Source organism: Nocardia transvalensis NBRC 15921 (assembly GCF_000308875.1).
GTDB lineage: Bacteria > Actinomycetota > Actinomycetes > Mycobacteriales > Mycobacteriaceae > Nocardia > Nocardia transvalensis.
The window spans coordinates 236,986-260,882 of sequence record NZ_BAGL01000063.1 but is presented as its reverse complement, the minus strand read 5'-3'; the positions used below and the strand labels follow the sequence as shown (position 1 = coordinate 260,882).

23 protein-coding genes are annotated in these 23,897 nt (G+C 69.8%); 14 read left to right on the top strand and 9 right to left on the bottom strand.

Going from position 1 to position 23,897, the window contains the following annotated elements:
- Positions 1–27: 27 nt before the first annotated feature.
- From serB to ON41_RS23015, 8 genes are all read left to right on the top strand, one after another.
- Entirely contained in the window at positions 28–1,251 is a 1,224-nt protein-coding gene (gene serB / locus ON41_RS23050; protein WP_040749759.1) for a phosphoserine phosphatase SerB, read from the top strand.
- A 229-nt stretch (positions 1,252–1,480) separates the two neighbouring features.
- On the top strand, positions 1,481–1,903 hold the full coding sequence (locus tag ON41_RS23045) for a protease inhibitor I42 family protein (RefSeq protein ID WP_051162224.1): 423 nt from the start codon (positions 1,481–1,483) through the stop codon (positions 1,901–1,903).
- Positions 1,904–2,101: 198 nt separating this feature from the next.
- Complete coding sequence (locus tag ON41_RS23040; protein ID WP_040749758.1) at positions 2,102–2,878, top strand: peptidyl-tRNA hydrolase; 777 nt, start codon at positions 2,102–2,104, stop codon at positions 2,876–2,878.
- 298 nt (positions 2,879–3,176) lie between these two features.
- Complete coding sequence (locus ON41_RS23035) at positions 3,177–4,010, top strand: ABC transporter ATP-binding protein (RefSeq protein ID WP_040749757.1); 834 nt, start codon at positions 3,177–3,179, stop codon at positions 4,008–4,010.
- A gap of 119 nt (positions 4,011–4,129) precedes the next feature.
- A complete protein-coding gene (locus tag ON41_RS23030) occupies positions 4,130–4,909 on the top strand; it encodes a DUF4012 domain-containing protein (RefSeq protein ID WP_221332969.1) in 780 nt (259 codons plus the stop codon).
- A gap of 11 nt (positions 4,910–4,920) precedes the next feature.
- A complete protein-coding gene (locus tag ON41_RS23025; RefSeq protein WP_040749755.1) occupies positions 4,921–5,685 on the top strand; it encodes an enoyl-CoA hydratase-related protein in 765 nt (254 codons plus the stop codon).
- A gap of 37 nt (positions 5,686–5,722) precedes the next feature.
- Positions 5,723–6,700 (top strand): class I SAM-dependent methyltransferase, encoded by a 978-nt coding sequence (locus ON41_RS23020; RefSeq protein WP_040749754.1) that lies wholly within the window; start codon positions 5,723–5,725, stop codon positions 6,698–6,700.
- An 88-nt stretch (positions 6,701–6,788) separates the two neighbouring features.
- Positions 6,789–7,967 (top strand): THUMP-like domain-containing protein, encoded by a 1,179-nt coding sequence (locus ON41_RS23015; RefSeq protein WP_040749753.1) that lies wholly within the window; start codon positions 6,789–6,791, stop codon positions 7,965–7,967.
- Positions 7,968–7,974: 7 nt separating this feature from the next.
- Here ON41_RS23015 and ON41_RS23010 read toward each other — a convergent pair whose 3' ends face one another.
- A complete protein-coding gene (locus tag ON41_RS23010) occupies positions 7,975–9,315 on the bottom strand; it encodes an outer membrane protein assembly factor BamB family protein (RefSeq protein ID WP_040749844.1) in 1,341 nt (446 codons plus the stop codon).
- A 293-nt stretch (positions 9,316–9,608) separates the two neighbouring features.
- Here ON41_RS23010 and ON41_RS23005 point away from each other — a divergent pair, with 293 nt between their 5' ends.
- The 4 genes from ON41_RS23005 (at position 9,609) to ON41_RS22990 (ending at position 13,861) form a co-directional block, all read left to right on the top strand.
- Positions 9,609–10,364: an acyltransferase gene (locus tag ON41_RS23005; protein ID WP_040749752.1), complete on the top strand. Its 756-nt coding sequence runs from the start codon at positions 9,609–9,611 to the stop codon at positions 10,362–10,364.
- Between the two features lie 106 nt (positions 10,365–10,470).
- Complete coding sequence (locus ON41_RS23000; protein ID WP_040749751.1) at positions 10,471–11,013, top strand: DUF1697 domain-containing protein; 543 nt, start codon at positions 10,471–10,473, stop codon at positions 11,011–11,013.
- 456 nt (positions 11,014–11,469) lie between these two features.
- Positions 11,470–12,825 (top strand): M4 family metallopeptidase, encoded by a 1,356-nt coding sequence (locus tag ON41_RS22995; RefSeq protein WP_051162222.1) that lies wholly within the window; start codon positions 11,470–11,472, stop codon positions 12,823–12,825.
- A 241-nt stretch (positions 12,826–13,066) separates the two neighbouring features.
- Positions 13,067–13,861 (top strand): methyltransferase domain-containing protein, encoded by a 795-nt coding sequence (locus ON41_RS22990; RefSeq protein ID WP_051162220.1) that lies wholly within the window; start codon positions 13,067–13,069, stop codon positions 13,859–13,861.
- A gap of 11 nt (positions 13,862–13,872) precedes the next feature.
- On the opposite strand, the gene ON41_RS22985 is transcribed toward ON41_RS22990, so the two are convergent.
- Positions 13,873–14,538, bottom strand: coding sequence for a TetR/AcrR family transcriptional regulator (locus ON41_RS22985; protein WP_040749750.1), 666 nt, complete (start codon positions 14,536–14,538; stop codon positions 13,873–13,875).
- Positions 14,539–14,641: 103 nt separating this feature from the next.
- Here ON41_RS22985 and ON41_RS22980 point away from each other — a divergent pair, with 103 nt between their 5' ends.
- Positions 14,642–15,346, top strand: coding sequence for an SDR family NAD(P)-dependent oxidoreductase (locus tag ON41_RS22980; protein WP_040749841.1), 705 nt, complete (start codon positions 14,642–14,644; stop codon positions 15,344–15,346).
- Positions 15,347–15,416: 70 nt separating this feature from the next.
- On the opposite strand, the gene ON41_RS22975 is transcribed toward ON41_RS22980, so the two are convergent.
- A complete protein-coding gene (locus ON41_RS22975) occupies positions 15,417–16,709 on the bottom strand; it encodes an NAD(P)/FAD-dependent oxidoreductase (RefSeq protein ID WP_051162217.1) in 1,293 nt (430 codons plus the stop codon).
- A 111-nt stretch (positions 16,710–16,820) separates the two neighbouring features.
- Here ON41_RS22975 and ON41_RS22970 point away from each other — a divergent pair, with 111 nt between their 5' ends.
- Positions 16,821–17,678: a LysR family transcriptional regulator gene (locus tag ON41_RS22970; protein ID WP_040749839.1), complete on the top strand. Its 858-nt coding sequence runs from the start codon at positions 16,821–16,823 to the stop codon at positions 17,676–17,678.
- 112 nt (positions 17,679–17,790) lie between these two features.
- Here ON41_RS22970 and ON41_RS22965 read toward each other — a convergent pair whose 3' ends face one another.
- The 6 genes from ON41_RS22965 to ON41_RS22940 all read right to left on the bottom strand — a co-directional run bounded on the left by ON41_RS22965 (position 17,791) and on the right by ON41_RS22940 (position 23,495).
- Entirely contained in the window at positions 17,791–19,014 is a 1,224-nt protein-coding gene (locus ON41_RS22965; RefSeq protein ID WP_040749749.1) for a cytochrome P450 family protein, read from the bottom strand.
- Between the two features lie 13 nt (positions 19,015–19,027).
- Positions 19,028–20,275, bottom strand: a complete 1,248-nt coding sequence (locus ON41_RS22960; RefSeq protein ID WP_040749748.1) for a cytochrome P450 — start codon at positions 20,273–20,275, stop codon at positions 19,028–19,030.
- Positions 20,272–20,898 carry a GTP-binding protein gene (locus ON41_RS22955; protein ID WP_040749747.1) on the bottom strand — a complete coding sequence of 209 codons (627 nt, stop codon included), beginning with the start codon at positions 20,896–20,898 and terminating at the stop codon, positions 20,272–20,274. The genes ON41_RS22960 and ON41_RS22955 overlap by 4 nt, the downstream gene beginning before the upstream one ends.
- Positions 20,873–21,223 carry a DUF742 domain-containing protein gene (locus tag ON41_RS22950; RefSeq protein ID WP_040749746.1) on the bottom strand — a complete coding sequence of 117 codons (351 nt, stop codon included), beginning with the start codon at positions 21,221–21,223 and terminating at the stop codon, positions 20,873–20,875. The genes ON41_RS22955 and ON41_RS22950 overlap by 26 nt, the downstream gene beginning before the upstream one ends.
- Positions 21,224–21,465: 242 nt before the next feature.
- On the bottom strand, positions 21,466–21,873 hold the full coding sequence (locus ON41_RS22945) for a roadblock/LC7 domain-containing protein (protein WP_040749745.1): 408 nt from the start codon (positions 21,871–21,873) through the stop codon (positions 21,466–21,468).
- Positions 21,873–23,495: an ATP-binding protein gene (locus ON41_RS22940; protein ID WP_246829587.1), complete on the bottom strand. Its 1,623-nt coding sequence runs from the start codon at positions 23,493–23,495 to the stop codon at positions 21,873–21,875. The genes ON41_RS22945 and ON41_RS22940 overlap by 1 nt, the downstream gene beginning before the upstream one ends.
- Positions 23,496–23,897: the final 402 nt, after the last annotated feature.

Genomic DNA, 23,897 nt, shown 5'->3' with positions numbered 1-23,897 from the left:
TGCATGTCACGAGAAACGGAGCTTCGCTTGAGCGCGTCCGAGACGACCGTGCTGATCACCGTCACCGGACCCGACAAACCGGGTGTGACCTCGGTGCTGCTGACGGCCCTGTCGCGCAACGGCGTCAGCCTGCTCGACGTCGAACAGGTCGTGATCCGCGGCCGGCTCACCCTCGGCGTGCTGGTGACCTGCCCGGCGGATCCGGAGAACCTCCAGGACCAGCTCGAGGACGCGATGGCCAGCATCGGCATGCAGGTCGACGTCGAGATCGGCGCGAACTCCGTGGGCGGTGCGCGACTGTCGACGCACGCGGTCGTGGTGCTGGGCAGTCCGGTGACCGCGCGGGCGTTCAGCGCGATCGCGCGCAAACTCGCCAAGCAGAACGTCAACATCGACTCGATCCGCGGGATCGCCGACTATCCGGTGACCGGTCTGGAACTGATGGTGACCGCTCCGGCCGATACGACCTCGGAGACCCGCCTGCGCACGGCGCTGGCCACCGTCGCCGTGAAGGAGAACGTCGACGTCGCGGTCGAGCGCGCGGGCCTGGCACGACGGGCCAAGCGGCTCATCGTGTTCGACGTCGACTCCACGCTCATCCAGGGCGAGGTGATCGAGATGCTGGCCGCGCACGCCGGCGTCGAGGACGAGGTGCGCAAGGTGACCGAGGCCGCCATGCGCGGCGAGATCGACTTCGCCGAATCGCTGCGCCAGCGCGTGGCGACGCTGGGCGGCTTGGACGAATCGGTGATCGACGAGGTCGCCGAGACCATCGAACTCACCCCCGGCGCCCGCACCACCATTCGCACGCTGCGCCGCCTGGGTTTCCGGTGCGGCGTGGTGTCCGGCGGTTTCCGGCAGGTGATCGAACCGCTGGCGCACGATCTGGAACTGGACTTCGTCCAGGCCAATACGCTCGAGGTGGCGGGCGGCAAACTCACCGGCAAGGTGATCGGCGAGATCGTCGACCGGCCCGGAAAAGCCGTGGCCCTCCGGCGTTTCGCCGCCGAGGCGGGCGTCCCGATGGAGCAGACCGTCGCCGTCGGCGACGGCGCCAACGATATCGACATGCTCAACGCGGCCGGCCTGGGCATCGCCTTCAACGCCAAACCCGCCCTGCGCGAGGTCGCCGACGCCGCCCTCTCCCACCCCTACCTCGACGCTCTCCTGTTCATCCTCGGCGTCACCCGCGACGAGGTCGAGGCCGCCGACGCCCGCGACGGCCTACTACGCCGCGTTCCGTTGAATTGATTCCGGCCAAAAGCGCGCCGGAACAATGAGGAAGCGCGCCGAGACGCCCAGCCAGTACGGAAGCGGGCCGAGAAGCTCTTCTTCCGGCATGCTTTTGGCCGGAATCCCTTGCCGCGGAGGATAGCTGAACGATCGCTCGGCCCGGTTGCGGCTTCCCGCCATCCACCCTCGGTAATGTCTGCCCGGGATTTGCTCTCGCGCTGGCGAGGCCGACGACTGGGAGAACCGCGTGCGTACACCCCTGCTGGTGCTGATGCTCGGCCTGACGCTGGTCGCGTGCGGGAACGACGACTCCGCCCACGCGAAGACGAGTTCCGCGGACGCCGTGAGCGTCACCGGGGACTTCGACGGCAAAGCGGTGTCGCTCGCCCCCGGACAGACCCTCGAGGTCTCCCTCGCGGCGAATCCGAGCACCGGCTACCAGTGGGACCTGATCGACCTCGACCAGACCGTCCTCGACCAGGCCGGCGACCCGGACTACCGCCCCGCCGCCGACGCGGGCAATGCCGCGGGCATCGGCGGCACCTCCCGCTGGCGCTTCACCGCCAAGACCCCCGGCGCCACCGCCTTGCACCTGGGCTACGCCCGCCCCTGGGAAGCGGGAACCGAACCCGCCCAACACTTCACCCTCACCGTCACCGTCGCCCCCTGACCCGAGCCACCCGCTTCCCGCACCCCCTGCACACTCCCGCACCCCTTCCGGACGACTGGAAGGGGTGCGGGAGTACGTAAGGGGTGCGGGAAGGTGTTGGGGCGTGTGGGGTGGGGTGCGGCATGGGAGGCTGGGGTGTCGGAAGGGAGAGGTGGTTGTCTGGAACGGGTGGCGGCTCGGCCGGGGGTGCAGGCGCGGATGAGTGAGCCGGTGGGAGCCGTGACGCGGGAGCTTGACGACGGATTCGTCGCGCGGCACGCGGAATTGGCCCGGGGATACGGCGGTGGCGGCGATCCGGACGATCCCGCGCTCGTCCAGGCCATGCAGATGGTGCTGCACATTCCCAAGGTCGATCCGCCGCCCCGCAGCGCGCTGCTGGAGGCCGCGGCCACGGCGGTGGTGGCGCTGTGCCTGGATCCGCGGGTCGGCCCGGAGGGGGAGTGGGAACCGCGATATCTGGCTTGGAAACGGTCGCGCATCCGCAAGGTCGCGCGGCGGGCACGAGGCGCGCAGTGGCTGGCGGCCGGCGAGGTCGACGGCGTCACAGCGGAGATCGGCGGCGCGCAGGCCCGCGCGCTGGTGCCGGGTCCGATCGGTGAAATCGACCCGCGCATCCGGAAACTGCAGATCGGAGGCACCGATCTGGAAGCCGACACGCCCGGCCCGGCCGATCCGGAACTGCCTGTGCTTTGGGTCAATTCGGAATTGGGTATGACTGTCGGCAAGGCCGCCGCACAGGCCGGGCACGCGAGCATGCTGCTGGCGGGTGCGCTGCCGGTGGATCGGGCGTACGCGTGGTCGCGGCAGGGTTACCGGTGTTCGGTCCGCGACGCGCGTCCGGCGCGGTGGGCCGCGCTGTGCGACCGGGTCCGGGAGGGTTCGGCGACCGCGGTCCGCGACGCCGGGTTCACGGAGGTGGCGCCGGGCTCGATCACGGTCATCGCGGTCCCGCCCGGTGACCTGTCGGCCGCGTGACGCAGGTGCGCCGTGCGGTCGACTCGGAGGCGGTATTGGGGCAGTATCGGGGCACGTCTCGCGGAGGTGCGACGGATATGACGACACTGTGGATCGTGCTCGGCATCTGGGTCGTGTGCTCGATTCCGATCGCTCTTGTTCTGGGCCGGTTGTTCCGCCGGCCGCGCCCGCGCCCGCGCAGGAGTCCCGAATCACACAGGTTCGACGACGAATTAGCGCGCGGACGGCCGCGCGGGAGACTATGACACTTAACGTGCAAACCGACCACGTTGGCAGCGGTTCGCGGGCGTGGGCCAAGATGGACCCCGTGCCGCAACCGGATCCCGATCTGCTCATCGACTTCAACGAGGTGACCGTCCGGCGCTCGGGTCACACTCTGGTGGGACCTGTCAGCTGGCAGGTGGAACTAGACGAACGCTGGGTCGTGCTCGGCCCCAACGGCGCCGGCAAGACGTCGCTGCTGCGGATGGCCGCCGCCGAGGTGCATCCGACCTCGGGCACGGCCAATCTGCTCGGCGAGACGATCGGCCATACCGACATCACCGAGTTACGTCCCCGCATCGGGCTGTCGTCGGCGGCGGTGGCCAGCCGGGTGCCGCTCGACGAGAAGGTCGGCGACCTGGTCGTCTCGGCCGGGTACGCGGTGATCGGCCGCTGGCGCGAGGAGTACGACGACGTCGACACCGACCGCGCCATCGACATGCTGGAAAGCCTGGGCGCCGAACATCTTTCCGATCGCGCCTACGGCACCCTGTCGGAGGGCGAGCGCAAACGCGTGCTGATCGCGCGGGCGCTGATGACCGATCCGGAACTGCTCCTGCTCGACGAGCCGGCCGCAGGACTCGATCTGGGCGGCCGCGAGGAACTGGTCGAGAAGCTGGGCGATCTGGCCGCCGACCCGGACGCGCCGGCCACCGTGCTGGTCACCCACCACGTGGAGGAGATCCCGCCGGGATTCACCCACGCGTTGCTCCTCAACGAGGGCAGCGTGGTGGCGCAGGGACTGCTGGAGGAGGTGGTGACCGCGGAGAAGCTCAGCGAGGCCTTCCGCCAGTCCATCACCCTCGACCGCATCGACGGCCGCTTCTTCGCCCGTCGCTCGCACCGGTTCGGGCGGCATCGCCGCGGGTAGCCGCCCGGCTCGCGCACCTGTCGGCCGTCGGCGACCAAGCAGGCGCTAGGGTGCGAGATGTGAGCGAGACTGTTGCGGAGTCGGACGCCGTTCCCCCACTCAGGGACGCGTCCACGGTGATGCTGGTGCGTGACGGGGCAGCGGGGCCCGAGGTGTTCATGCAGCGGCGGGTGCAGGCCATGGAGTTCGCGGCCGGCATGACGGTCTTCCCCGGCGGCGGCGTGGACGCCTCCGACGCCCAGGCCGAAATCTCCTGGGCGGGGCCGGATCCGGCGTGGTGGGCGCGGAAGTTCGCGACCGACGCGGCGCGGGCGCAGGCGCTGGTGTGCGCCGCCGTGCGCGAGACGTTCGAGGAATGCGGCGTACTGCTGGCCGGTCCGACCGCCGACAGCGTCGTCTCCGACACCTCGCTCTACCGCGAGGCGCGCCGGCAGCTCGAGCGCCGGGAACTCTCGCTCGGGACGTTCCTGGGCCGCGAGAACCTGGTGCTGCGCGCGGATCTGCTGCGGCCGTGGGCCAACTGGATCACCCCGGTGATCGAACCGCGCCGCTACGACACCCGCTTCTTCGTCGCCGTCCTCCCGGAGGGCCAGCGCGCCGACGGGGCGACCTCCGAGGCCCGCGAGGTGGCGTGGCGCACGCCCGCCGAATCCATGGACCGCTGGCGAGAGGGCCTGGACATCCTGCTCCCGCCCACCTGGTCGCAGTTGCGGGCGATCGGCGAATTCGCCTCCACCGCCGACATTCTCGCCGCCGATCCGGCGATCGACCCGATCCAGCCCGAGTTCGAGACCGTCGACGGCAAGCCCATGCTGCGGTTCCCGGACAACGCCGCCTACTTCGCCGACAAGCCCGACGGTTCCCGCCTGCGTGGGTCCCGCCGCCCGGGCGACCAGTAGGCTCCTGCCCCGTGGCCGAATTCGTGACCGTGGACCGCGCCGAGGCGGGGATTGCCGTGCTGCGCTTCGCGCGGCCGCCGCTGAACCTGATCGACGTGCAACTCGCCCTGGAACTCGCGGCGGCGGCCGACCGGATCGCGGAGGACGCCGAGGCGCGGGCGGTCGTCGTCTACGGGGACGAGCGCGTCTTCAGCGCCGGTGACGAGCTGGCGGAGCTGGCCGAGCTGTCGTCCGAGCAGGCCCGCGCCCTGGCCGGGGATCTGCAGCGCGCCCTCGGCTGCCTGGCCCGGCTGCCGCAGCCGACGGTGGCCGCCATCAGCGGATACGCGCTCGGAGCGGGTCTGGAGCTGGCGCTGGGGGCGGATCGGCGCATCATCGGCGACAACGTGAAGCTCGGGCTACCGCAGATCCGCGCCGGGCTCATCCCGGTCGCGGGAATCCGGCGGCTGAGCCTGCTGATCGGCCCGGCCCGCGCCAAGGATCTGGTGTACACCGGCCGCTTCGTGGAGCACGACGAGGCGACGGCCCTCGGCCTGGTCGACGAGGTCGTCGCCCCGGACGACGTCTACACCGCCGCCCTGCGCTGGGCCCGGCAGTTCACCGGCGGGCCGGCCCGCGCGCTGGCCGCCGCCAAACGGGTCTTCGAGGCCGGTACGCACGGCCACGACCGGGCCCGCGGCGAGTGGGCGGAGCTGTTCGACACCGAAGACCGCAGCATAGGAACACGTTCTTATTCCGCGGCGGGTCCGGGTTCGGCGGAATTCGTGGGCCGCTGATCTCGGGGCCCCGGCCGCTCGAGTACGCTTGCGGACCATGACCGCACGTCCTGACGACCCCGCGCCGAACCCGCACGCCACCGAGGCGGAGGTCGAGGCCGCGCTCGCCGACAACAAGCTCGCCCAGGTCCTGTACCACGACTGGGAGGCGGAGACCTACGACGACAAGTGGTCGATCTCCTACGACGAGCGCTGTATCGAGTACGCGCGCGGCCGCTTCGACGCCGTCGCGCCGAACGCCCCGCTGCCGTACGGTCGCGCCCTGGAACTCGGCTGCGGTACCGGCTTCTTCCTGCTGAACCTGATGCAGGCGGGGGTGGCGAAGCGCGGTTCGGTCACCGACCTGTCGCCGGGCATGGTCAAGGTGGCGCTGCGCAACGCCGAGCACCTCGGCCTGGAGGTGGACGGCCGGGTGGCCGACGCCGAGACCATCCCGTACGAGGACGACACCTTCGATCTGGTCGTGGGACACGCTGTGCTGCACCACATTCCGGATGTGGAGCTGGCGCTCAAGGAATGCCTGCGGGTACTCAAGCCGGGCGGGCGCTTCGTCTTCGCGGGCGAGCCGACCACCGTGGGCAACCTCTACGCCCGCAAGCTGGGCCAGGTGACCTGGAAGGTCACCACCGAGGTCACCAAGCTGCCGTTCCTGCGCGAGTGGCGCCGCCCGCAGGAGGAGCTCGACGAGTCCTCGCGCGCGGCCGCCCTCGAGGCCGTCGTCGACCTGCACACCTTCGATCCGTCCCAGCTCGAGGCGATCGCCCGCTCGGCCGGCGCGGCCCAGGTGCACGCCGAGACCGAGGAGTTCGCCGCCGCCCTGTGGGGCTGGCCGGTGCGCACCTTCGAGGCCGCCGTCCCCGCCGAGAAGCTGACCTGGCGCTACCGCATCGCCCAGTACCGGGCCTGGCTCGGCCTGAGCTGGGTCGACGAGAACGTGCTCCGGCACATCGTGCCCCGCCGCTTCTTCTACAACGCCATGATCACCGGCGTGAAGCCGACCGCCGCCGGAAAGTAGTGCGCCACACCCGAATCCGGGCCCAGTGGCGCGAGGCTTCGTGGCTGCCGGGGTATGTGGTCGCGGTGGACGGCCGCGGGCCGGTGTAATGGCGTATCGGTTCTCGCGCGACGACGTGGCGTTCCTGCGCGGTGACGCCGGGCGTTCCGCGCTGGCCGAGGTGGATCGGCTGGCACTGACTCCGGCGTCGCTGGTCAACGACCTGGAGCGGGTGCGGCGCGTGCGGGGGGAACACGCGGCGGCGCTGGTGGAGACGGTGCGCCTGCGGCGGCGGGCGGGCGCCAAACTCGACGGCGCGGGGGAGTGGCTGTTCACCGACGACGCCCTGCAGCAGGCGACGCCGAGCGCCGTGGCCCGGCATCGGGCGCGGCGGCTGGCGGGCCGGGCCGTGCACGACGTGACGTGCTCGATCGGCGCGGAACCGGCGGCGCTGCATCCGGTGTGCCCGGTGGTCATCGGGAGCGATCTCGACGAGGTGCGCCTCGCCATGGCCGCGCACAACCTCTCCGGCGTGCGAAATGTGCTGCTGGCCAAGGCCGATGCGCTGATCCCGTGCAGTAGCGGCACGGTCGTGATCGCCGATCCGGCCCGGCGCGCGGGCGGCCGCCGCACGCACGACCCGGCCAAGCTGATCCCGCCGCTGCCGGACCTCGTGGCCGCCTACGCGGGCCGCGATCTGGTCGTGAAGTGCGCTCCCGGACTAGATTTCGACGCCTTCGCACCGCGGGGATCATGGGAGGTCGAACTCGTCTCGCTGGACGGCGCGGTGCGCGAGGCGTGCCTCTGGTCGGCCGGACTCGCCGAACCGGGCGTCACCCGCCGCGCGACCGTCCTCGGCTCGGACGGTTCGTCCCGGGTGCTCACCGATGCCGAACCGGACGATATCCCCGAACGCGATCCGGGGGCGTGGATCATCGATCCGGACGGCGCTGTCGTGCGGGCCGGACTGGTCCGGCACTACGCCGCGAAATACGGCCTGTGGCAGCTGGATCCCCGGATCGCCTATCTCACCGGCGACACCGTGCCCGACGGCGTCCGCGGCTTCCGCATCCTGGACCGTCTCGAATTCCGCGAGAAGCCGCTGCGCGCGGAGCTGCATCGCCGCGACTGCGGTCCGCTCGAGATCCTCGCGCGCGGTGTGGATATCGATTCGGACGCGCTGCGTGCCCGCGTCAAGCCGCGCGGTACGCACCCCTACACTGTCGTGATCACCCGGATCGGCCGTACCCCTACGGCTTTCCTGTGCGAGACGCCACCGGCCCGCTGAGCGTCCCCTACTCGTCCGGCTTGAAGGCGAACAGCTCGCCGATGCGCGACGTGACCACCACATCGCCCTTGGCGCTCACCGCCGTTCCGACGGTGGTGCCCTGCGCGCCCGGCAGTTCCGCGGAGGCCAGCGTCGTGCCGTTGCGGGTGTCGATGGTGATCAGGTGCAGCGTGTCGCCGATCGAGGAGACCACGTAACCGGTGTCGCCGCCGGTCTGCACGGGACGTCCGCGTAACTCCAGATCCTTACGCTCCCAGGCGATCTCCGCGCTGCCGTCGTTGTCGCGCAGCGCGATGAGGTGGCCCTCGTCGCCGCCCGGGATCAGCAGCCCGTCCTGCGCCGATACCGCGCCGCGCGGCGCGAAGCCCAGCGGCTGCGTCCATTTCGTGTGCCCGTCGGCGGCGTCGACGGCCAGCAGCCGGCCGGAGTTATCGCCGACGTAGACGGTCTTGCCGTCGCCGGACAGCGTCGGGCTGGTCGCGGAGCCGTCGGCGAGGATGTCGACGCTCCACTCCTGCCGGATCTGCTTGTCCGCGTAGCGCAGCGCGACCAGGGCCGCGGCGGGAGTTCCCGGCTTCCGGACGGTGAGGTAGAAGCGGCCGGAGTTCTGCTCCAGCGCCGAGACGTTCGCCACCGGGCACAGCGGCCCGCCGGCGCCGCAGTCGCCGATGCCCTGGCCGTCCGGCGGTCGCGGCAGGTTGACCTCCTGCAGGAAGTCGGGCTCGCCCAGTGCCTGGAACGTCGCCGCCGTCAGCTTCCCGGTCTGCCGGTCGACCACGTCGATCTGACCGGACTGGGTCACCGACAGCACATTGCCGTCGCTGGTGAACTGCACCGACACCGGAACGCCCGCGACGGGGGTGCGCCAGCGCGGCTGGCCGAGCGCGTTGAACGAGAACAGGCCGCCGTTGTCGCCGACGTAGACGTTGTCCAGCCCGTCCACCGCCGCACCGGCGGCGCTCGCGTCCGGACCCATGGGATTGCAGAACCGCTTGCGCCCGGTCGGCATCTGGAACGCGAACAGCGCGCCGGTCGGACCCGTATCGCCGACGCAGCCGGCGGCCGTGCTGCTGGTGACGAACACCTGCCCGCCCGGCCCGATGATGGTAGGGGTCGCGGCCGGGCCGCCCAGCGGCCGCGACCAGGCCGGGACCAGGTGCCGGGATCCGGTGATGCCGCTGGCGCCGCTGTTGCGGGCGTCGTGGTACGCGACCGGCCAGCCCTTACCCGGGCCGACCTTGATGTCGTCCAGCGTGGTGCTGCCGCATCCGGTCAGCGCCAGCACGCCCATCGCGCCCACGGCCGCGCCGGCCCGTAGCGCCAGGCCCCGGGAGCGCGCGCGTCGCACCGCCGGACGGTGATCGGTGATGGCGCCTCGCCCGCTGCGCGGGGATCGCCGGCTGCCGTGTCGCACCTGCTGGACTCCCATCTGCTCGTACGGGACTGCACGAGACTAGAACATCGAACCCCGCTCTCACCGGTCCGGGGGAACTCGATTTCGCCCGTGTCCGCCGGATCGTGCCGCGGCGGGAACAGTTCGAGGGCAGCGGATGCCCCCGCGCGCGACGAAAGTACGCTGGTACCTCGACGACGACACCTCTGGACGACGCAGTCGCCCGATGGACTCGAGGGAGCAAGTTCGTGACGAGCATGTGGGGCGCGCCGCTGCGTTCGCGGTGGCGGGGGTCGCGCAGGCGGGACCCGGAGCAGGCGCGTTTTCTGACGATGGCCTCGCTGCGCTGGGTCCTGGCCAACCGGGCCTATACGCCGTGGTACCTGGTGCGGTACTACCGGCTGTTCAAGTTCCGGCTGGCCAACCCGCACATCGTGCTGCGCGGCATGGTCTTCCTGGGCCGCGGGGTCGAGGTGCACGCGACGCCGGAGCTGAGCCGCATGGAGATCGGCCGGTGGGTGCACATCGGCGACGGCAACGCGATCCGCTGCCACGAGGGCTCGCTGCGCATCGGCGACAAGGTGGTGTTCGGCAAGGACAACGTCGTCAACACCTACCTCGATATCGAGATCGGCGAATCGACGCTGGTCGCCGACTGGTGCTACATCTGCGACTTCGACCACAAGATGGACGACATCACCCTGCCGATCAAGGATCAGGGCATCGTCAAGGGTCCGGTGCGCATCGGTCCGGACACCTGGATCGCGGCCAAGGTGACGGTGCTGCGTGGCACCCGCGTCGGCCGCGGCTGCGTGCTGGGCGCGCACGCCGTGGTGAAGGGCGACGTGCCCGACTACGGCATCGCCGTCGGCGCCCCCGCCAAGGTGGTCAAGAACCGCAAGGAGGCGTGGGAGGCCGGGGCCGAGGAGCGGGCGAAGTATCTCGCGGCGCTGGAGGACATCGAGCGCAAGAAGAACGGCGCGGCCGCGTCGCAGGCGAGCTAGTCGGCGCAGTCGGCGTAGCCGTCCCCAGTCCGCGCACGGCCGGAGCGAATGCGGAGGTACGCCTAGTCCGCCGAAGTTGTCGGGGGCGGGCGGTACCGTCTCGCTCATGAACCGGTACGCCGCCCTGCTACGCGGGATCATGCCCAGCAACCCGAATATGCGCAACGAGAAGTTGCGCGGCGTCTTCGAGGGGCTGGGGTTCGAGTCGGTGGGTTCGGTGCTCACCAGCGGCAATATCGTGTTCGGTAGCACCGAAACCGACGTTCCCGCACTGGAATCGCGCATCCAGCAGGCGCTGAGCGCGGAGTTGGGCATCGGCGGCGGCACCATCATCCGCAGCCGCGAGGAACTGCGCGCGCTGGTCGATTCCGATCCCTTCCCGGGGCTGACGCACGGGCGCGGCACCTACCTCACCACCACCTTCCTCAAGGACCGGACGCAGGGCCCGCCGCCGGGCAACCTCCCGCCGGAGCTGGACGGCGTGGTGCGGATCGTCCGGTACGACCAGGAGGCAGCCGCCCTCCTGGCGGTCATCGACAACATGTCGAGTTCCACGCCGAACCACATGGCATGGCTGGAGAGCGTGTACGGCAAGGACATCACCACCCGCACCTGGCTGACGGTGGGGAAGGTGCTGGCGAAGCTGTAGCGGTTTCGCCGCGAGACATCCCCTCCGGCAATCGAATTCGGGGAGTTCACATCGGGCGGGTCGGACGGTCCGAGGGGGGCACGGCGGGGACGCGATCGGCTCGATCGCGGGCAGCGGTTGTCCACATCCATCGGAAATCGCAGGGGGAAGACACGATGAAGGTCTGTTCGCGTGGCCTGTGGGTCACGGTCGTCGTAGCTGTATCGATGCTGCTGGTAGGTCCGGCCGGGGCCGAGCCGAGCCCACCGGCGCTGCCGGCCGCGCCGAAGCAGGTGCACGTGAGTGCGCACGGCGCGGTCCGCCAGATCGTTCCGGACCGGCCGGTTCCGCCGCCGGGGGCCCGGCCCGCCGATCCCGGCGCGGCGGCACTGGCGCACGCCACCGATATCAGGCAGTTGTTCGGCGCCGCAGCGGATCTCGTCGTGGATACGGTGGCGGGGCGCGGGCGGAAGTACCGTGCGGCTGTCGCAACGGATCGCCGGGGTTCCCGTCCACGGCGCGGGCGTCGCGCTGTCGCTGCGGCCGGACGGCGCGCTGCTGTCGGCGACCGGTGCGCTGACCGCACACACGCACGGGAGCTATCCACCGGAGGGGGTCGCGCCGACGGCGGCCGCTCGCCGGGCGGCTCTCGGCACGGTGGCCGGGGCGTCCAGGTCCGCGGCGGACACGCTGGCTGTGCGCACCGAGTCGGCGGCCTGGTTCGATCCGAGCCTGATCGACGGCGACGGGCCGGACGTCGCGGCGATCCCCGCCTATCGCTTCGACGTCGCGGCCGCCGGCGACCTGTGGCGGGTCTTCGTCGCGGCCGGGCCCGGGGCGGAGGTCCTCGATGCCTGGACGACCGGCCGGAGCCTCGCGCGTGCGGTGTGTGACGCGGATTCACAGGGCGAGGAGCGGAGGATCGGCACGCCGTGCGGGGCCGCGGGAAGTTATCCCGTGGTGCGATCGGAGGGGCAGCCCCGCGTCGCCGGGAACGAGGACGCCAACCGGGTCTACGGCTGGCTCGGTGATACCGAGACGTTCTACCGCCACTACACCGACCTCGGCAGCCTGACCGATCTGATCGGCGTCGACCTCGGCGACGGCGGCGGTAAGGCTCTGCGCGCCACCGTGCGTGTCTGTGCCGAGACCTGCCCCTACGCCAACGCCTACTGGACCGGCGGGCGGGGCGCGGTCCTCGGCGGCGCGGTCCTCGGTCTCGACGTCCTCGCCCACGAGATCACCCACGGCGTCACCGAGCGCACGAGCGGCCTGAACTACGTCAACGAGTCCGGTGCGGTCAACGAATCCATGTCCGACGTCTTCGGCGAGTTCACCGAACTGGCCACTGCCCGCGGCCTGCCCGCCGACCGGTGGAAGATCGGGAACGGCACCGCCGTCGGCGTCGTCCGGGATATGCGGTCGCCACGCTCGGGCCCCGATCCGCAGCCGGAGACCTACCGGGGCCCGGGCTGGGCGCCGGCGACCCACTCCGGCGCCCACCCGGCCCCGGACAACGGCGGCGTCCACACCAACAGCGGCGTGGGCAACAGACTCGCCGCCCTGATCACCGATGGCGGGCGAGCGGGCGGGCGCGTCATCGGCGGCATCGGCCTCGCGAAGGCCGCCTCGCTGTACTGGACCGTCCAGACCCAGCTATATCCCAGCGCCGGCTATCCCGCCCTGGCAAGCACTCTGACCACGGTGTGCCGCAACAACATCGATGACAACATCGCCGGGTTCACCGAGTCCGACTGCGCGGCGGTGACGCAGGCCGTCGAGGCTGTTCGGATCCCCTTGCTTCGCACCAGGTCCGGAGACGCGGGGGAGTAGTCGGCTACCGGGTCGATGCGTGCCGGACAACAGCTGGCGAAGCGCCGTTATTCTGCCGCGCGTACAGTAGGGGGGATCAAAGCTGTTGTCCGGTAGGGGGTTTCAACGTCTGAGGGCTGAGTGCCGTGCCGGCGCACTCGCCCGTTCCGCAGCAGGTCACCACGGGTGGGTAGTGCTGTGCGAAGCCTGATGGACACGGTGTCTGGGATGCTTGCGTGGCAGCCTTGTGGGAGGGAGCACGATGCAGACGGAACCCTACATTTTCGATGCCGAAGGTACCGAGCTGGGCCGGGAGCATCTCGGTTACGTCGAGACCCTCTTCGATGCGATCACCACGGATTGCCTGCGGTCGACGGGGATCGGGCCGGGCGCGCGGTGCCTGGAACTCGGGGCGGGCGCCGGATCGATCGCGCGATGGCTCGCCGATCGCGTCGGCCCGTCCGGATCCGTCGTCGCCGTCGACAAGAACGCCGCCTTTCTCGATCCGGGGCCGAATGTCGAAGTGTACGAGCATGATCTGGCCGGCGGGCTCCCCGTCGACGGACCCTTCGACCTCATCCACGCCCGCCTGCTCCTCATGCGCCTGCCGCGGCGCGAGCAGATCTTCACCACCCTCGTCGAGGCGCTGGCGCCCGGCGGATGGCTGGTGATCGGCGATGTCGACCGGCGGCCCCAGGCCACCCTGTCCGCGCCCACGCTGGCCGACGAGGACGTGTGGGCGAAGGTCATGTCGCTCTCGCACGGCGTGGTCGCCCCGCGCCTGGGTATCAGCTTCGACTGGGCCGGCCAGGTGGACGACCGGATGACCGAGGCCGGGCTGGCCGATATCGGCAGCGTCGAATACTCCCGGACCGTCAGCGGCGGCGACGAGGGCTGCCTGCTGCATCGCAACCTCACCGTCCGGGCCGAATCGCTGCTGCTGGAATGCGGCGTCACCCGTGACGAACTCGAGCACTACCGCGAACTCATGCTCGACTCGCGTTTCCGGGCCTGGTTCTACCACTTCCTGTGCACCAGCGGCCGCAAGCCCGAATGACCTGCCGCCCGCTACCGGCCGATCGTCATTGCGGTGCGCAGTAACTCGGCGGGCAGCGGCGCTCCCGGCAGCGGCCGGGCGGCGTCGGCGCGCAGACCGTCCAGGAGGATCGCCAGGTGGCGGCGCCAGGCGTCGGGAGCCGCCGCGCGAATACCCTCCGTGGCCCGCACCACGGCCCACAGCATGAGCCCGATATCGGGAACGTCGACATCGGCGCGCAGCGCCCCGGATTCCCGGGCCCGCGCGATCAGCTGCTGAAACAGCGTGTGCCCCCGATGTTTCGCCTGCTCGACCGGACTCTCGGCCGGTAGCGAATACACGCAGATATCGGTGAACCCGCGATCGGCGGCCTGCCATTCGGCCAGCATCGTCAGGTGGTCGACCAGGCCGGTCCAGGGATCGGGGGCGCGTAACGCGTTCTCCGCGAGCACCACCGAACGTTCGACGCAGTCCAGCATAGTCTCGTTGATCAGCGCCTCGCGGGTGGGGAAGTGGTTGTAGAGCGTGCCGATGCTGACACCCGCCTCGCGGGCGATGGCGTTGAGCGAGGCCTCGAGCCCCTCCCGGGTGAAGCGATCCTTCGCGGCGGCCGCGATGCGCTCGCGATTGTCCCGGGCGTCGCGGCGGCGCGGGCGCGGCGGGGCGCCGTCCCGACCCGGCTCGATCACATCGACCATGGCCTCAGCCTAACAAGTTGAACACCCTCTCGATTTCGGGTTAAGTTGAGAGTCCGCTCAAATTGAGTGGGTTCTCAACTTAACTGGAAGAATGGAGACGGCCATGCCCCATCTGGCGATTTTCGGCGCCGGTCCCGCCCTCGGCCTGGCGGCCGCGCGCCGATTCGGCCGCGCCGGGTACTCGGTCACGCTGATCGCGCGCAATCCCGGCACGCTGGACCGGGTGCGCGGCGCCCTGGCCGCCGACGGCATCGACGCCGACGTGTTGCTCGCCGACCTGGCCGACGACGCTCAGGTCGATGCCGCCCTGGCCGAGCTGCGGCAGCGCCACGGCATTCCGGACGTCGTGGTCTACAGCCCCGGCGATGTCACCCACCTGCCGGTCGACGCGCTGTCGCTGGACGTCGACACCATGCTGTCGTGGCTGCCCCTGCGGCTGACGACGCCGATCCGGATCCTGCACGCGCTGCTCCCGGGGATGGCCGAGCGGGGCTCCGGCGCCGCGCTGATCGCGCAGGGGAGCGTGGCGCGGCGGCCGCAGGCGGCGCTCGCCAGCGTGGGTGTGCCGCAGTCGGGCCTGCTGAACTATCTGTACGCCGTGGACGAGCAGGTGCGTTCCCAGGGTGTGCGCGTCGGTACCCTGCTGATCGACAGGCTGATCGAGACGAGTGCGGCCCAGCGGCTGTACGACTCCGGGCATTTCGCCGCGGTGGAGCCCAACGAGGTGCCGCGCGTCGAACCGGACGTGCTGGCGGAGGAACTGTTCGAGATGGCGACGACGGACCAGGAGGTGGAACGCGCGGCGTAGGACGACCCACCCCGCAACGACGAAACCCTCCGAGGCCTCGCGGCGTCGGAGGGTCCGAGCTGTTGTGCGACTAGGCCGCTTTCCGCGGCGATTCGGGAGCCTGCGCCCCGCCGGACTTCTCCTCGTTGAATCCGGGCCGCCCGCTGCCGATGAATGCCACCAGCCACGACATCACCGCCACGAAGCGGTTGCGGAAGCCGACCAGATAGAACAGGTGCACCGCCAGCCACGTCACCCACGCGACCAGTCCGGTGAACTTGATCTTGTCGTTCAGCTTGGTGACCGCGCTGAACCGGCTGATCACCGCCATCGACCCCTTGTCCCAGTACACGAAGGGGGTGCCGGCCTGCTTCTTGCGCCGGATGATGTCGGCGACGTGGCGGCCCTCCTGCATCGCCGTCGGCGACTGCCCGGGGTAGCCGTTGAGCGAGGTCATATCGCCGATCGCGTAGATGTCGGCATGCCCGCCCACGGTGCAGTCCTGGTTGATCAGCAGCCGGCCGGCGCGGTCGGTCTCGCAACCGGTCGCCTCGGCCAGCAGCTTCGCGAAGCCGCCCGCCTGCACACCGGCCGACCAGACCACGGTCTCCGCGCCGATGCCGCGCTCCACGCCGTCCTTGGTCTTGACCGTGACCTTGCCCGCCTCGATATCGGTGACGAAGGTATCCAGCAGCACCTCGACGCCGTTGCGCGCCAGCGACTCTCGCGCGTACTGCGACAGGCTGCCGCCGAACGGGGGCAGCACGGCCGGGGCGCCCTCCACCAGCGACACCGAGATCTCCTGGTGGTAGTACCTTTTCGCGAGTTCCTTGAGCTGACCGGCGACCTCGACGCCCGTCGGGCCGGCGCCGACGACCACGAAGCTCAGCAACCGCTCGCGCGAATCGGGATCGGCGGTCGCCGCCTCGGCGAACACCCGCTCGATCTGCGTGCGCAGCCGCTTGGCGTCGTCGATGGTCTTCAGCGAATAGGTCTTCTCGGCGAAATCGTCACGGCCGAAATAGGACTGGTTGGCGCCGGTGGCGGCGATCAGCGAGCCGTAGCGGATCCGGCGTGGGCCGTCCGCCGTCTCGTAGGTGAGCACCGCGCCGTCGGCATCGATATCGACGACCTTGCCCTGCCGCACGTCGGCGCCCTTGTGCCGGTGCAGGATCTGCGCGATCGGCGGGGCGATGTCCGTGCTGGGCAGCACACCGGTCGCTACTTGGTAGAGCAGCGGCTGAAACAGATGTTCGGGCGTGCTCGAGATGAGTACGTAGTTGACCCCCGACTTGCTCAGCTGCTTCGCGGCGGCGAGTCCGCCGAAGCCCGAACCGACGATGACTACCTCAGCGGTTTCGATTCCCGCATCCACGTGTTGCATGACAGCCTCCTTCTGTCATTAGTAACCGTGATTCGGAACGTAGATGTTCCAGGGGTCAGGGCGCATAATTTAGATGAGTCTTATCTGGATCGTTCATGAATGGAGATCTTGATGGAACTGCGGCAGCTGTCCTACTTCGTGGCCGTGTGCGAGGAGCTCAGCTTCAGCCGGGCGGCCCAGCGGTGCTTCATATCGCAATCGGCTATCAGCCATCAGATCGCCCGGCTCGAACATGATCTTGGTGTGCAACTCTTCGAGCGCTCGACGAGATCGGTTGTCCCGACCGATGCAACGACTCGGCTACTTCCCCTTGCGAAGCAAATGCTGAGCCTGGAATCGGCCATTCGCGCAGCTGTGCGGTCGTCCGGGCCGCGAATTCGCCTGGCCGCGAACATGTCCTTCGCAACAAGATCGCTGTCGGCCATCGCGGGTGCGCGTGAGGCGCATCCGGGTGCGGAGATCGAGTTCGTGATCAAACCCTTCCGGCAGCGCATCGCCGCGGTCGCGGACGGCGATTGTGATCTCGCTCTCATCCGCGGCAGCGTCGATCAGCCCGGTCTGACGGTCGAGGAGCTATGGGTGGAGGACCTCGTGATCGCCGTCTCGACGGCGCACCCGCTGGCCGGACGAGAGAATGTCACGCTCGCGGAATTGGGAAATTATCCGCTGTTGCTCCCGCCGGAACAGGAACAGGTCCTCCTCCACAACGTCGTCCGGAACGCGTTCGCCGATCTGCCCACCCGGCCGGCCTTCGGCCCGCCGATCCCGCCGGACCACACCGCCACCATGGAACTGGTCAACCGGCCGGACGCCTGGACCATCCTCTACGCCGACACACCCGCCGAGGGAATCGCGGCCCTGCGCTCCGCCGGGCGTCCGCTGCGGGTTCCGGTGTCGGCGGTCCTGCGCAGTGATATGCGCCCGTCGCCGATTCTCACAACCTTGTTGTCTGCCTTGCACAGCTCGTGAGTTCCCGGCCAAAAGCATGCCGGGAAAAGGAAGAACATGCGGTACGACAAGGCACCCGTTGCGCGACGGAAGGTTTGCCGCGCAACGGGTGTGGGTCGGGGAGGCGGGAGTGCTACTGGGCCAGGTAGACGGGTAGGCGGCGGTGGCCGTTGGAGATGAAGCTCGCGACCGTGCCCAGGTCGCCCGCGTCGGTGGCCAGGCGCATGTCCGGGAAGCGACGGAAGATCGCGGGGAGGGCGACCGTCGCCTCCAGCCGTGCGAGCGGGGCGCCCAGGCAGTGGTGGGCGCCGTAGCCGAAGGCCAGGTGATCCTTGGTGGGGCGGGTGACGTCGAACTCGTCGGCGGTGTCGCCGTACAGCTTCGGGTCGCGGTTGGCGGCGGCGTAGGTGGCCAGGATGGGTTCACCCTTGGCGATGCGCAGGCCGTCGATCTCGAGATCCTCGACCGCGTACCGCAGCGGCAGATTCGCGACCGGCGCCTCGAACCGCAGCGCCTCCTCGACCAGCTCCTCCCACGGGACCTCCCCGGAGTCCAGCTTCGCGCGTTGCTCGGGCCGGGTGAGCAGCAGGTAGATCGCCTGGTCGAGCAGGTTGACCGTGGTCTCGTGTCCGGCGCTGATGACCAGCAGCAGGGTGTCGATCAACTCCTGCTCGGCGAGCTGCGAGCCGTCCTCCTCGTCGCGATGCGAGATCAGCAGGCTGGTCATGTCGTCGGCGGGGTGGTCGCGGCGGAAGACGACCAGCTCCCCGAGGATCCGGTACATCTCCAGGTAATTCGCCTGCGACTGTTCGGGAGTCAGCGAGGTGTCGAAGATACCGTCGACACACGTGCGCAGGCCCGGATGCAGCTCCTCCGGCACGCCCATCAGCTCGGAGATCACCTGGATCGGCAGCGGGTAGGCATACCCCTCCCGCAGATCGACGGCGTCGCCGGACGGCGTAGCGGCCAGCCGGTCCAGCAGGTCGGCGGTGATGGCCTCGATGCGCGGGCGCATGGCCTGCGTGCGGCGATGGGTGAAGGCGGGCGAGACCAGCTTCCGCAGTCGCCGGTGGTCGGCCCCGTAGGCGGTGAACATGTTGTTCACCGCGACCCAGGTGAACAGTGGCCAGTCCTGCGGGACTTCGCCGTTGATGAATTGGGGCCAGTGCTGACGAGCGTCCTTCGACACCCGCGAATCGGTCAGCAGCTTCCTCAGTAACGCGGCATCGGTCACCGACCATGCCTCGATCCCGCCGGGCAGCGCTACCCGCGTGATCGGTCCCCGTTCGCGAATGCGCGCGGCCTCACCCTGGATATCGTGCCCCGTCGGATCCAGGACCAGGGGTTGTTGCTCCATCGTGGTCTCCTCACTACACGTGCAACGGTGGAGATTGGGGGAAGCTGACCGGCAACCCTGCCAGTGCACGATGGAAAGGACCCGGGCGCCACGTCAATTCGTGCGCGGGGACGGCGAGCTGCAACTCCGGCAGCGCGTCGAGCAGCTGATCGATGGCGTCCTGCACCACCAGATACGCGACCGACCGGGCCGGGCAGGCGTGCGGGCCGACGCTCCACGCCAGATGCGACCGGTTGTCGGTGAATTCGCGCGCGCCGACCGCGGGGTCGTTGTTGGCTCCCGACATGCTGATGACCACCGGGTGGTGCGCGGGTAGCCAGACGTCGTCGATGAGCACGGGCTGGCGCGGGAACGTGATGCAGTAGTTGGCCATCGGCGGGTCGGTGAACAGCACCTCGTCGAGCGCGTCGCGGGTGGACAGGCTGCCGCCGAGCAGATTTCCCGCGAAGCGGTCGTCGGTCATCATCAGCAGCAGCGTGTTGACGATGAGGTTCTGCTGCGGCTCGATCCCCGCGCCGTAGAGGGTGACCAGCTGGTGGATCATTTCCATATCGTCGAGGCGGTTCTCGTGTGCGAGCAGCCGCGAGACGATGTCGTCGCCGGGTTCGGCGCGCTTCAGGGTGACCAGTTCGAGCAGCGCCTGGCTGAGCATCTCGTTGCCCTTCTCGGCCTCGATGCCCTCGAAGATCATCGCCATCCCGCGGGCGACCCGCTGCCCGATGTCGGCGGTGCAGCCCAGCATCGCGTTGAGGACCTCGAAGGTCAGCGGGAAGGCGTACTGGTGGATCAGCTCGGCCGACCCTGTCTCGCAGAAGGAGTTGATCAGCGGGACGGCGATGCGTTCCACGGTCGCGTGCAGCGCGTGCAGATCCACCCCGTCGATGGCCGCCACGTTGGCCTGGCGGTACCGCTCGTGGTCCGCCCCCGCGCTGCGAATGGCGTTCGGCCGCCACTCCAGCATCGGCATGACGGGGGAGTCGGCCGGGGCCGTCCGCTGCCAGATGCGCGGATCGGCGGGGAAGTGCTCGGGATCGTTCAGGATCCGCACCGCGGTGCGGTACCCGATCACCAGCGTCGCCGGCACGTCGGGCGCCAGATCCACCGGTGCCAGGGAACCGAAGCGCCGCCGCATATCCCGGTACGCGGCCTGCGGATCGGCCGCGAATTCGGCGGTGTACAGCGGAACGCGCGGACCGTCGGTGTCGACCGGCGACCCGTGCGGAACCGGGCATGAGCTGGTACGAACCGGCGGCTGTGTCAAGAGCGCGACTCCAGACGTTGGAATAGGAATTCGACGAGCGTGATCAGCGACCGCAGGCACGGGCCGCGATCGCGCGCGTCCAGTGCGGTCAGCGGGGTGTCGGGCTCGAGGTCGAGCGCCTCCCGGATCTCGTGCAGCGGAAACCGTTTCGCGCCCTCGAACTCGTTGACCGCCACCGAGTAGGGCACGCCGCGCTCCTCGAGCACGGCGAGCACCTCGTCGGCCTTGTCGATGCGCCGGGTGTCGACCAGCACCAGCGCGCCGAGCGCGCCGCGGGACAGCTCCTCCCACAGCGGGAGGAACCGCCGCTGCCCGGGTGTGCCGAACAGATACAGCGCCAGTTCCGGATTCAGCGTGATGCGGCCGAAGTCCATGGCGACGGTGGTGGTGACCTTGCCGGGTAGGTCGGCCATATCGTCGATGCCGACGCTGGCCTCGGTGATCGTCTCCTCCGTGCGCAGTGGCCGGATCTCCGACACGCTGTCGACGAAGGTGGTCTTGCCGACGCCGAAGTTGCCCGCTACCAGCAGCTTCACCGAGCGGGTCACGGTCTCGGGGACATAGTCGACGGTCCGGTCCGCGACCGCGGACGGGCGCTCAGACGGCGAGAGCGCGGAGCCCATTGAGTACCTCCTCGAGCAGGGCAAGCTCCGGAACCTGGTCGGCAGGAGCCGGATTGACCAGTTGGCCGCTGTCCAACAGGTCGGACGCGACGATTTTGACCACCGAGGGTGGCAGATCCAGGTAGGCGGCGATCTCGGCGATCGATAACGCGCCGCGCCGGCTGCACACGCTCATCACCCGGCGGGCGTCCGGGCTCAGGCCCGGCGCCGGGTCGTGTGCCGCCACCACCAGTGTGACCAGGTCGAGTACCCGGCTCGCACGTGACCGGCCGCCCGTGCGCACATACGCGCGGACGAGATCGGGGTCGCGCCGATGCCGGCTCATACCCTCACCTCACGGTGTGGTGTCGTCGTGAACCGGCTCGAAATCGTCACGAGCGGGTGCCTGGCTGTGTCCTTCGTTCGCGCACTCATGTCACCTCGCTAGGCTCGGCGGCGTCACGAGCGGGCCTGCGGGGTGACCCCCTGTTCGCTCGCCTCATGGCTCCTCTTCGGGTGGTGCTCCGATCCGTCACGAAACGAGCGGCTCGGCCGTACCCGGTGGTCGCTCGCTCGTGACGGCCTTGGTTACCGCTGGCGCGGTAGGCTGCCCAGTTCGCGGCCCACGCGTGCCGCGAGCTCGTTCATCCGATGCGCGACGAGACTGACGTCCACCTGTGCGGTGGTGGAGACGCCGATCAGCGCGCCCTCCCCGGCGGCGGTGATGAAGATCATCCCGTCGTCGTACTCGGTCATGTTCTGCCGCACCGAATTCGCCGCGCCGCAGAACTCGCCGAGCGCCTTGCCCAGGGACCGCAGTCCGGAGGCGGCGGCCGCGAATCGTTCGGCGTCGTCGATCGAGATCTCACCGACCTGCGCGATGCGCAGGCCGTCGTCGGAGAGCAGGACGGCGAACCGGACGCCGGGAACGTTGAGGTCCTCGAGCATCCAAGCCAGTTTGTTGCCGTCACTGACGGCGGTACCGGGTGTGCTCATCAGGATGTCATCCCTTCGGTGTTTTCGTGCGCGGCGGACGTACGGCCGGTCTGGGTGCCGTTCTGCCACGCTGCGGCGATATCGGGGCGGGGGAGCGCGGTGTCGGTGTCGGGTCCACGTGACAGCGTGGACACCGCAACGGTCCGGCGGCGACGCCGCGGTAGCCCGCCCGGGGTGATTTCGTGCACGGTGGACAAGGACTCGTCGTCGTCCGCGGGCTCCGGCGCGGCGGCGCGCGGCGCCTCCGCCGGGGCGGCGTGCGTGCCCGTGGTCGTCGCCGGACGGGTGTTCACCGCGGTCACCGACCAGGCGTCGTCGGCGGGCGGCCGGCTCGTCCCGGTCTGGACGGGACGGACCTCGCCCGTGATCGCGCCCTGCGGTCCGCCCGTCATCGCCGCGTGCGCGCCGCTCGGCGCTCCGGCGTGCTGGCCGGTCTCGACCGGCTCGCGGCCGAAGGCGTGACGCGCCGACGCGGGTTCCTCGACCGGCTCGGGCGCCGCGGAAATGACTGCCGGAGTGGCTACTTGGGGAGTCGATTCGCGTTGCGGATTCGATTCGCGAGGAGCCAGAAGTGCCTCCGGGATGTAGACCATGGCCCGCATGCCACCGTAGGTGTTGGGGCCATCGATGTAGACGGTGAATCCGTAGCGTCGCGCCAGTGCCGCGATACCCGGGAAACCGACGCGGGGAGCGGGTCCGAGCTGGTGGATGTCGACCACCCGCTCGCCGGCCAGCACCTGGCGGGCCTCCTCCATCTGCTCGGCGTTCATGCGCACGCCGGCGTCGTCGACGATCACCGTGACACCGTGGTGCCCCTCTTGGAAGGTGACGTCCACGAAGGAGGTCGGCGGCGAGTAGCGCAGCGCGTTGTCCAGCAGCGTCGCCAGCGTGTGGACCAGCGGCTCCACCGCACGGCTGATGACCGACCGGTCGAGCTGGTGCGGCCGCACGCGGGTGAAGTCACGGACACGGCCGACGGCGCCGCCGATCACGTCGGTGAGCGACTGCTGCGGCCAGCGGCGGCCGGGCAGACCGCCACAGACGATCACGTACGACTGCGACTGGCGGATCATCTGCTGGACGCTGTGGTCGATCCGGGTGAGCGTCTCGTACACGTCGTCGCCGCGGTGCTCGCGCAGCGCGGTGCTGACCACCTGGCTCACGTCGGCGCCCAGGCTGACCACGGAGGTGCCGAAGGCGCGGACCGCGGCGCTGGTGGCCTCCCGCGAGGTGTTCTCGGCATCGGTGCGGGTCTTGGTCTCGGCCCGGGAGACGGCCTGCTGGGCCTCGTATTCGGCTTCGCGGCGGGCGCGGTCGCGCGCCTCGGCCTGCAGCAGTCTGAGATCACCGACGTAGCGATCACCGAGCGCGCGCAGTAGCTGCGCGACGCGGCCCTGCCCGCCGCTGATCGGTATCTCCACCGAGACGTCGGACCGGCGCACCGCGTCGGCCACGTACGGCATGGTGCTGGCGGTGAACTGTTCGAGTTCGTCTTCGTGGCTCCGCAGCGCCTGTTCGGCCGCCTCCGCGCGCGAGCGCTGGTGCAGCGCGTAATACGCCGCATACAACGCCGCCGCGACGGCGAGTATGAGAACTGCGGCGAGGATCCACGAAATCGTCACGGCGGTAGATTGATTCATCAGGTTCCCTTGTTGCCGGCTGCCCGGCCGCCTCGTCCTTCCTCAATTCGCCGACCGCCGCTCACCAGGGTCGGATGACACTCGCGTCGGCGCGCCGGAGCGGCGTCGGGCACAGAACGACCCGACGGACCGTGAAGTTGCTTACCGGACAGGCGATTTCGACTCCCGACACCTGCCCGGCCGGGGCCGCGTTCGGCCCCAGCGCCCGACGACGGCAAACATTATCAGCAATTCCGGGTGGCAGCGACCGATTCGTTATGTACTTGCCGGTTTGTCGTCATCAACTGCGAAGTTTGCAAATGCCTTGTCCGGTAGCCGATCACGGTATTTCCGCTGTACCACGCCCGGAACGGCGACCGGTCGGCATGCGGCGGGACATTCGCT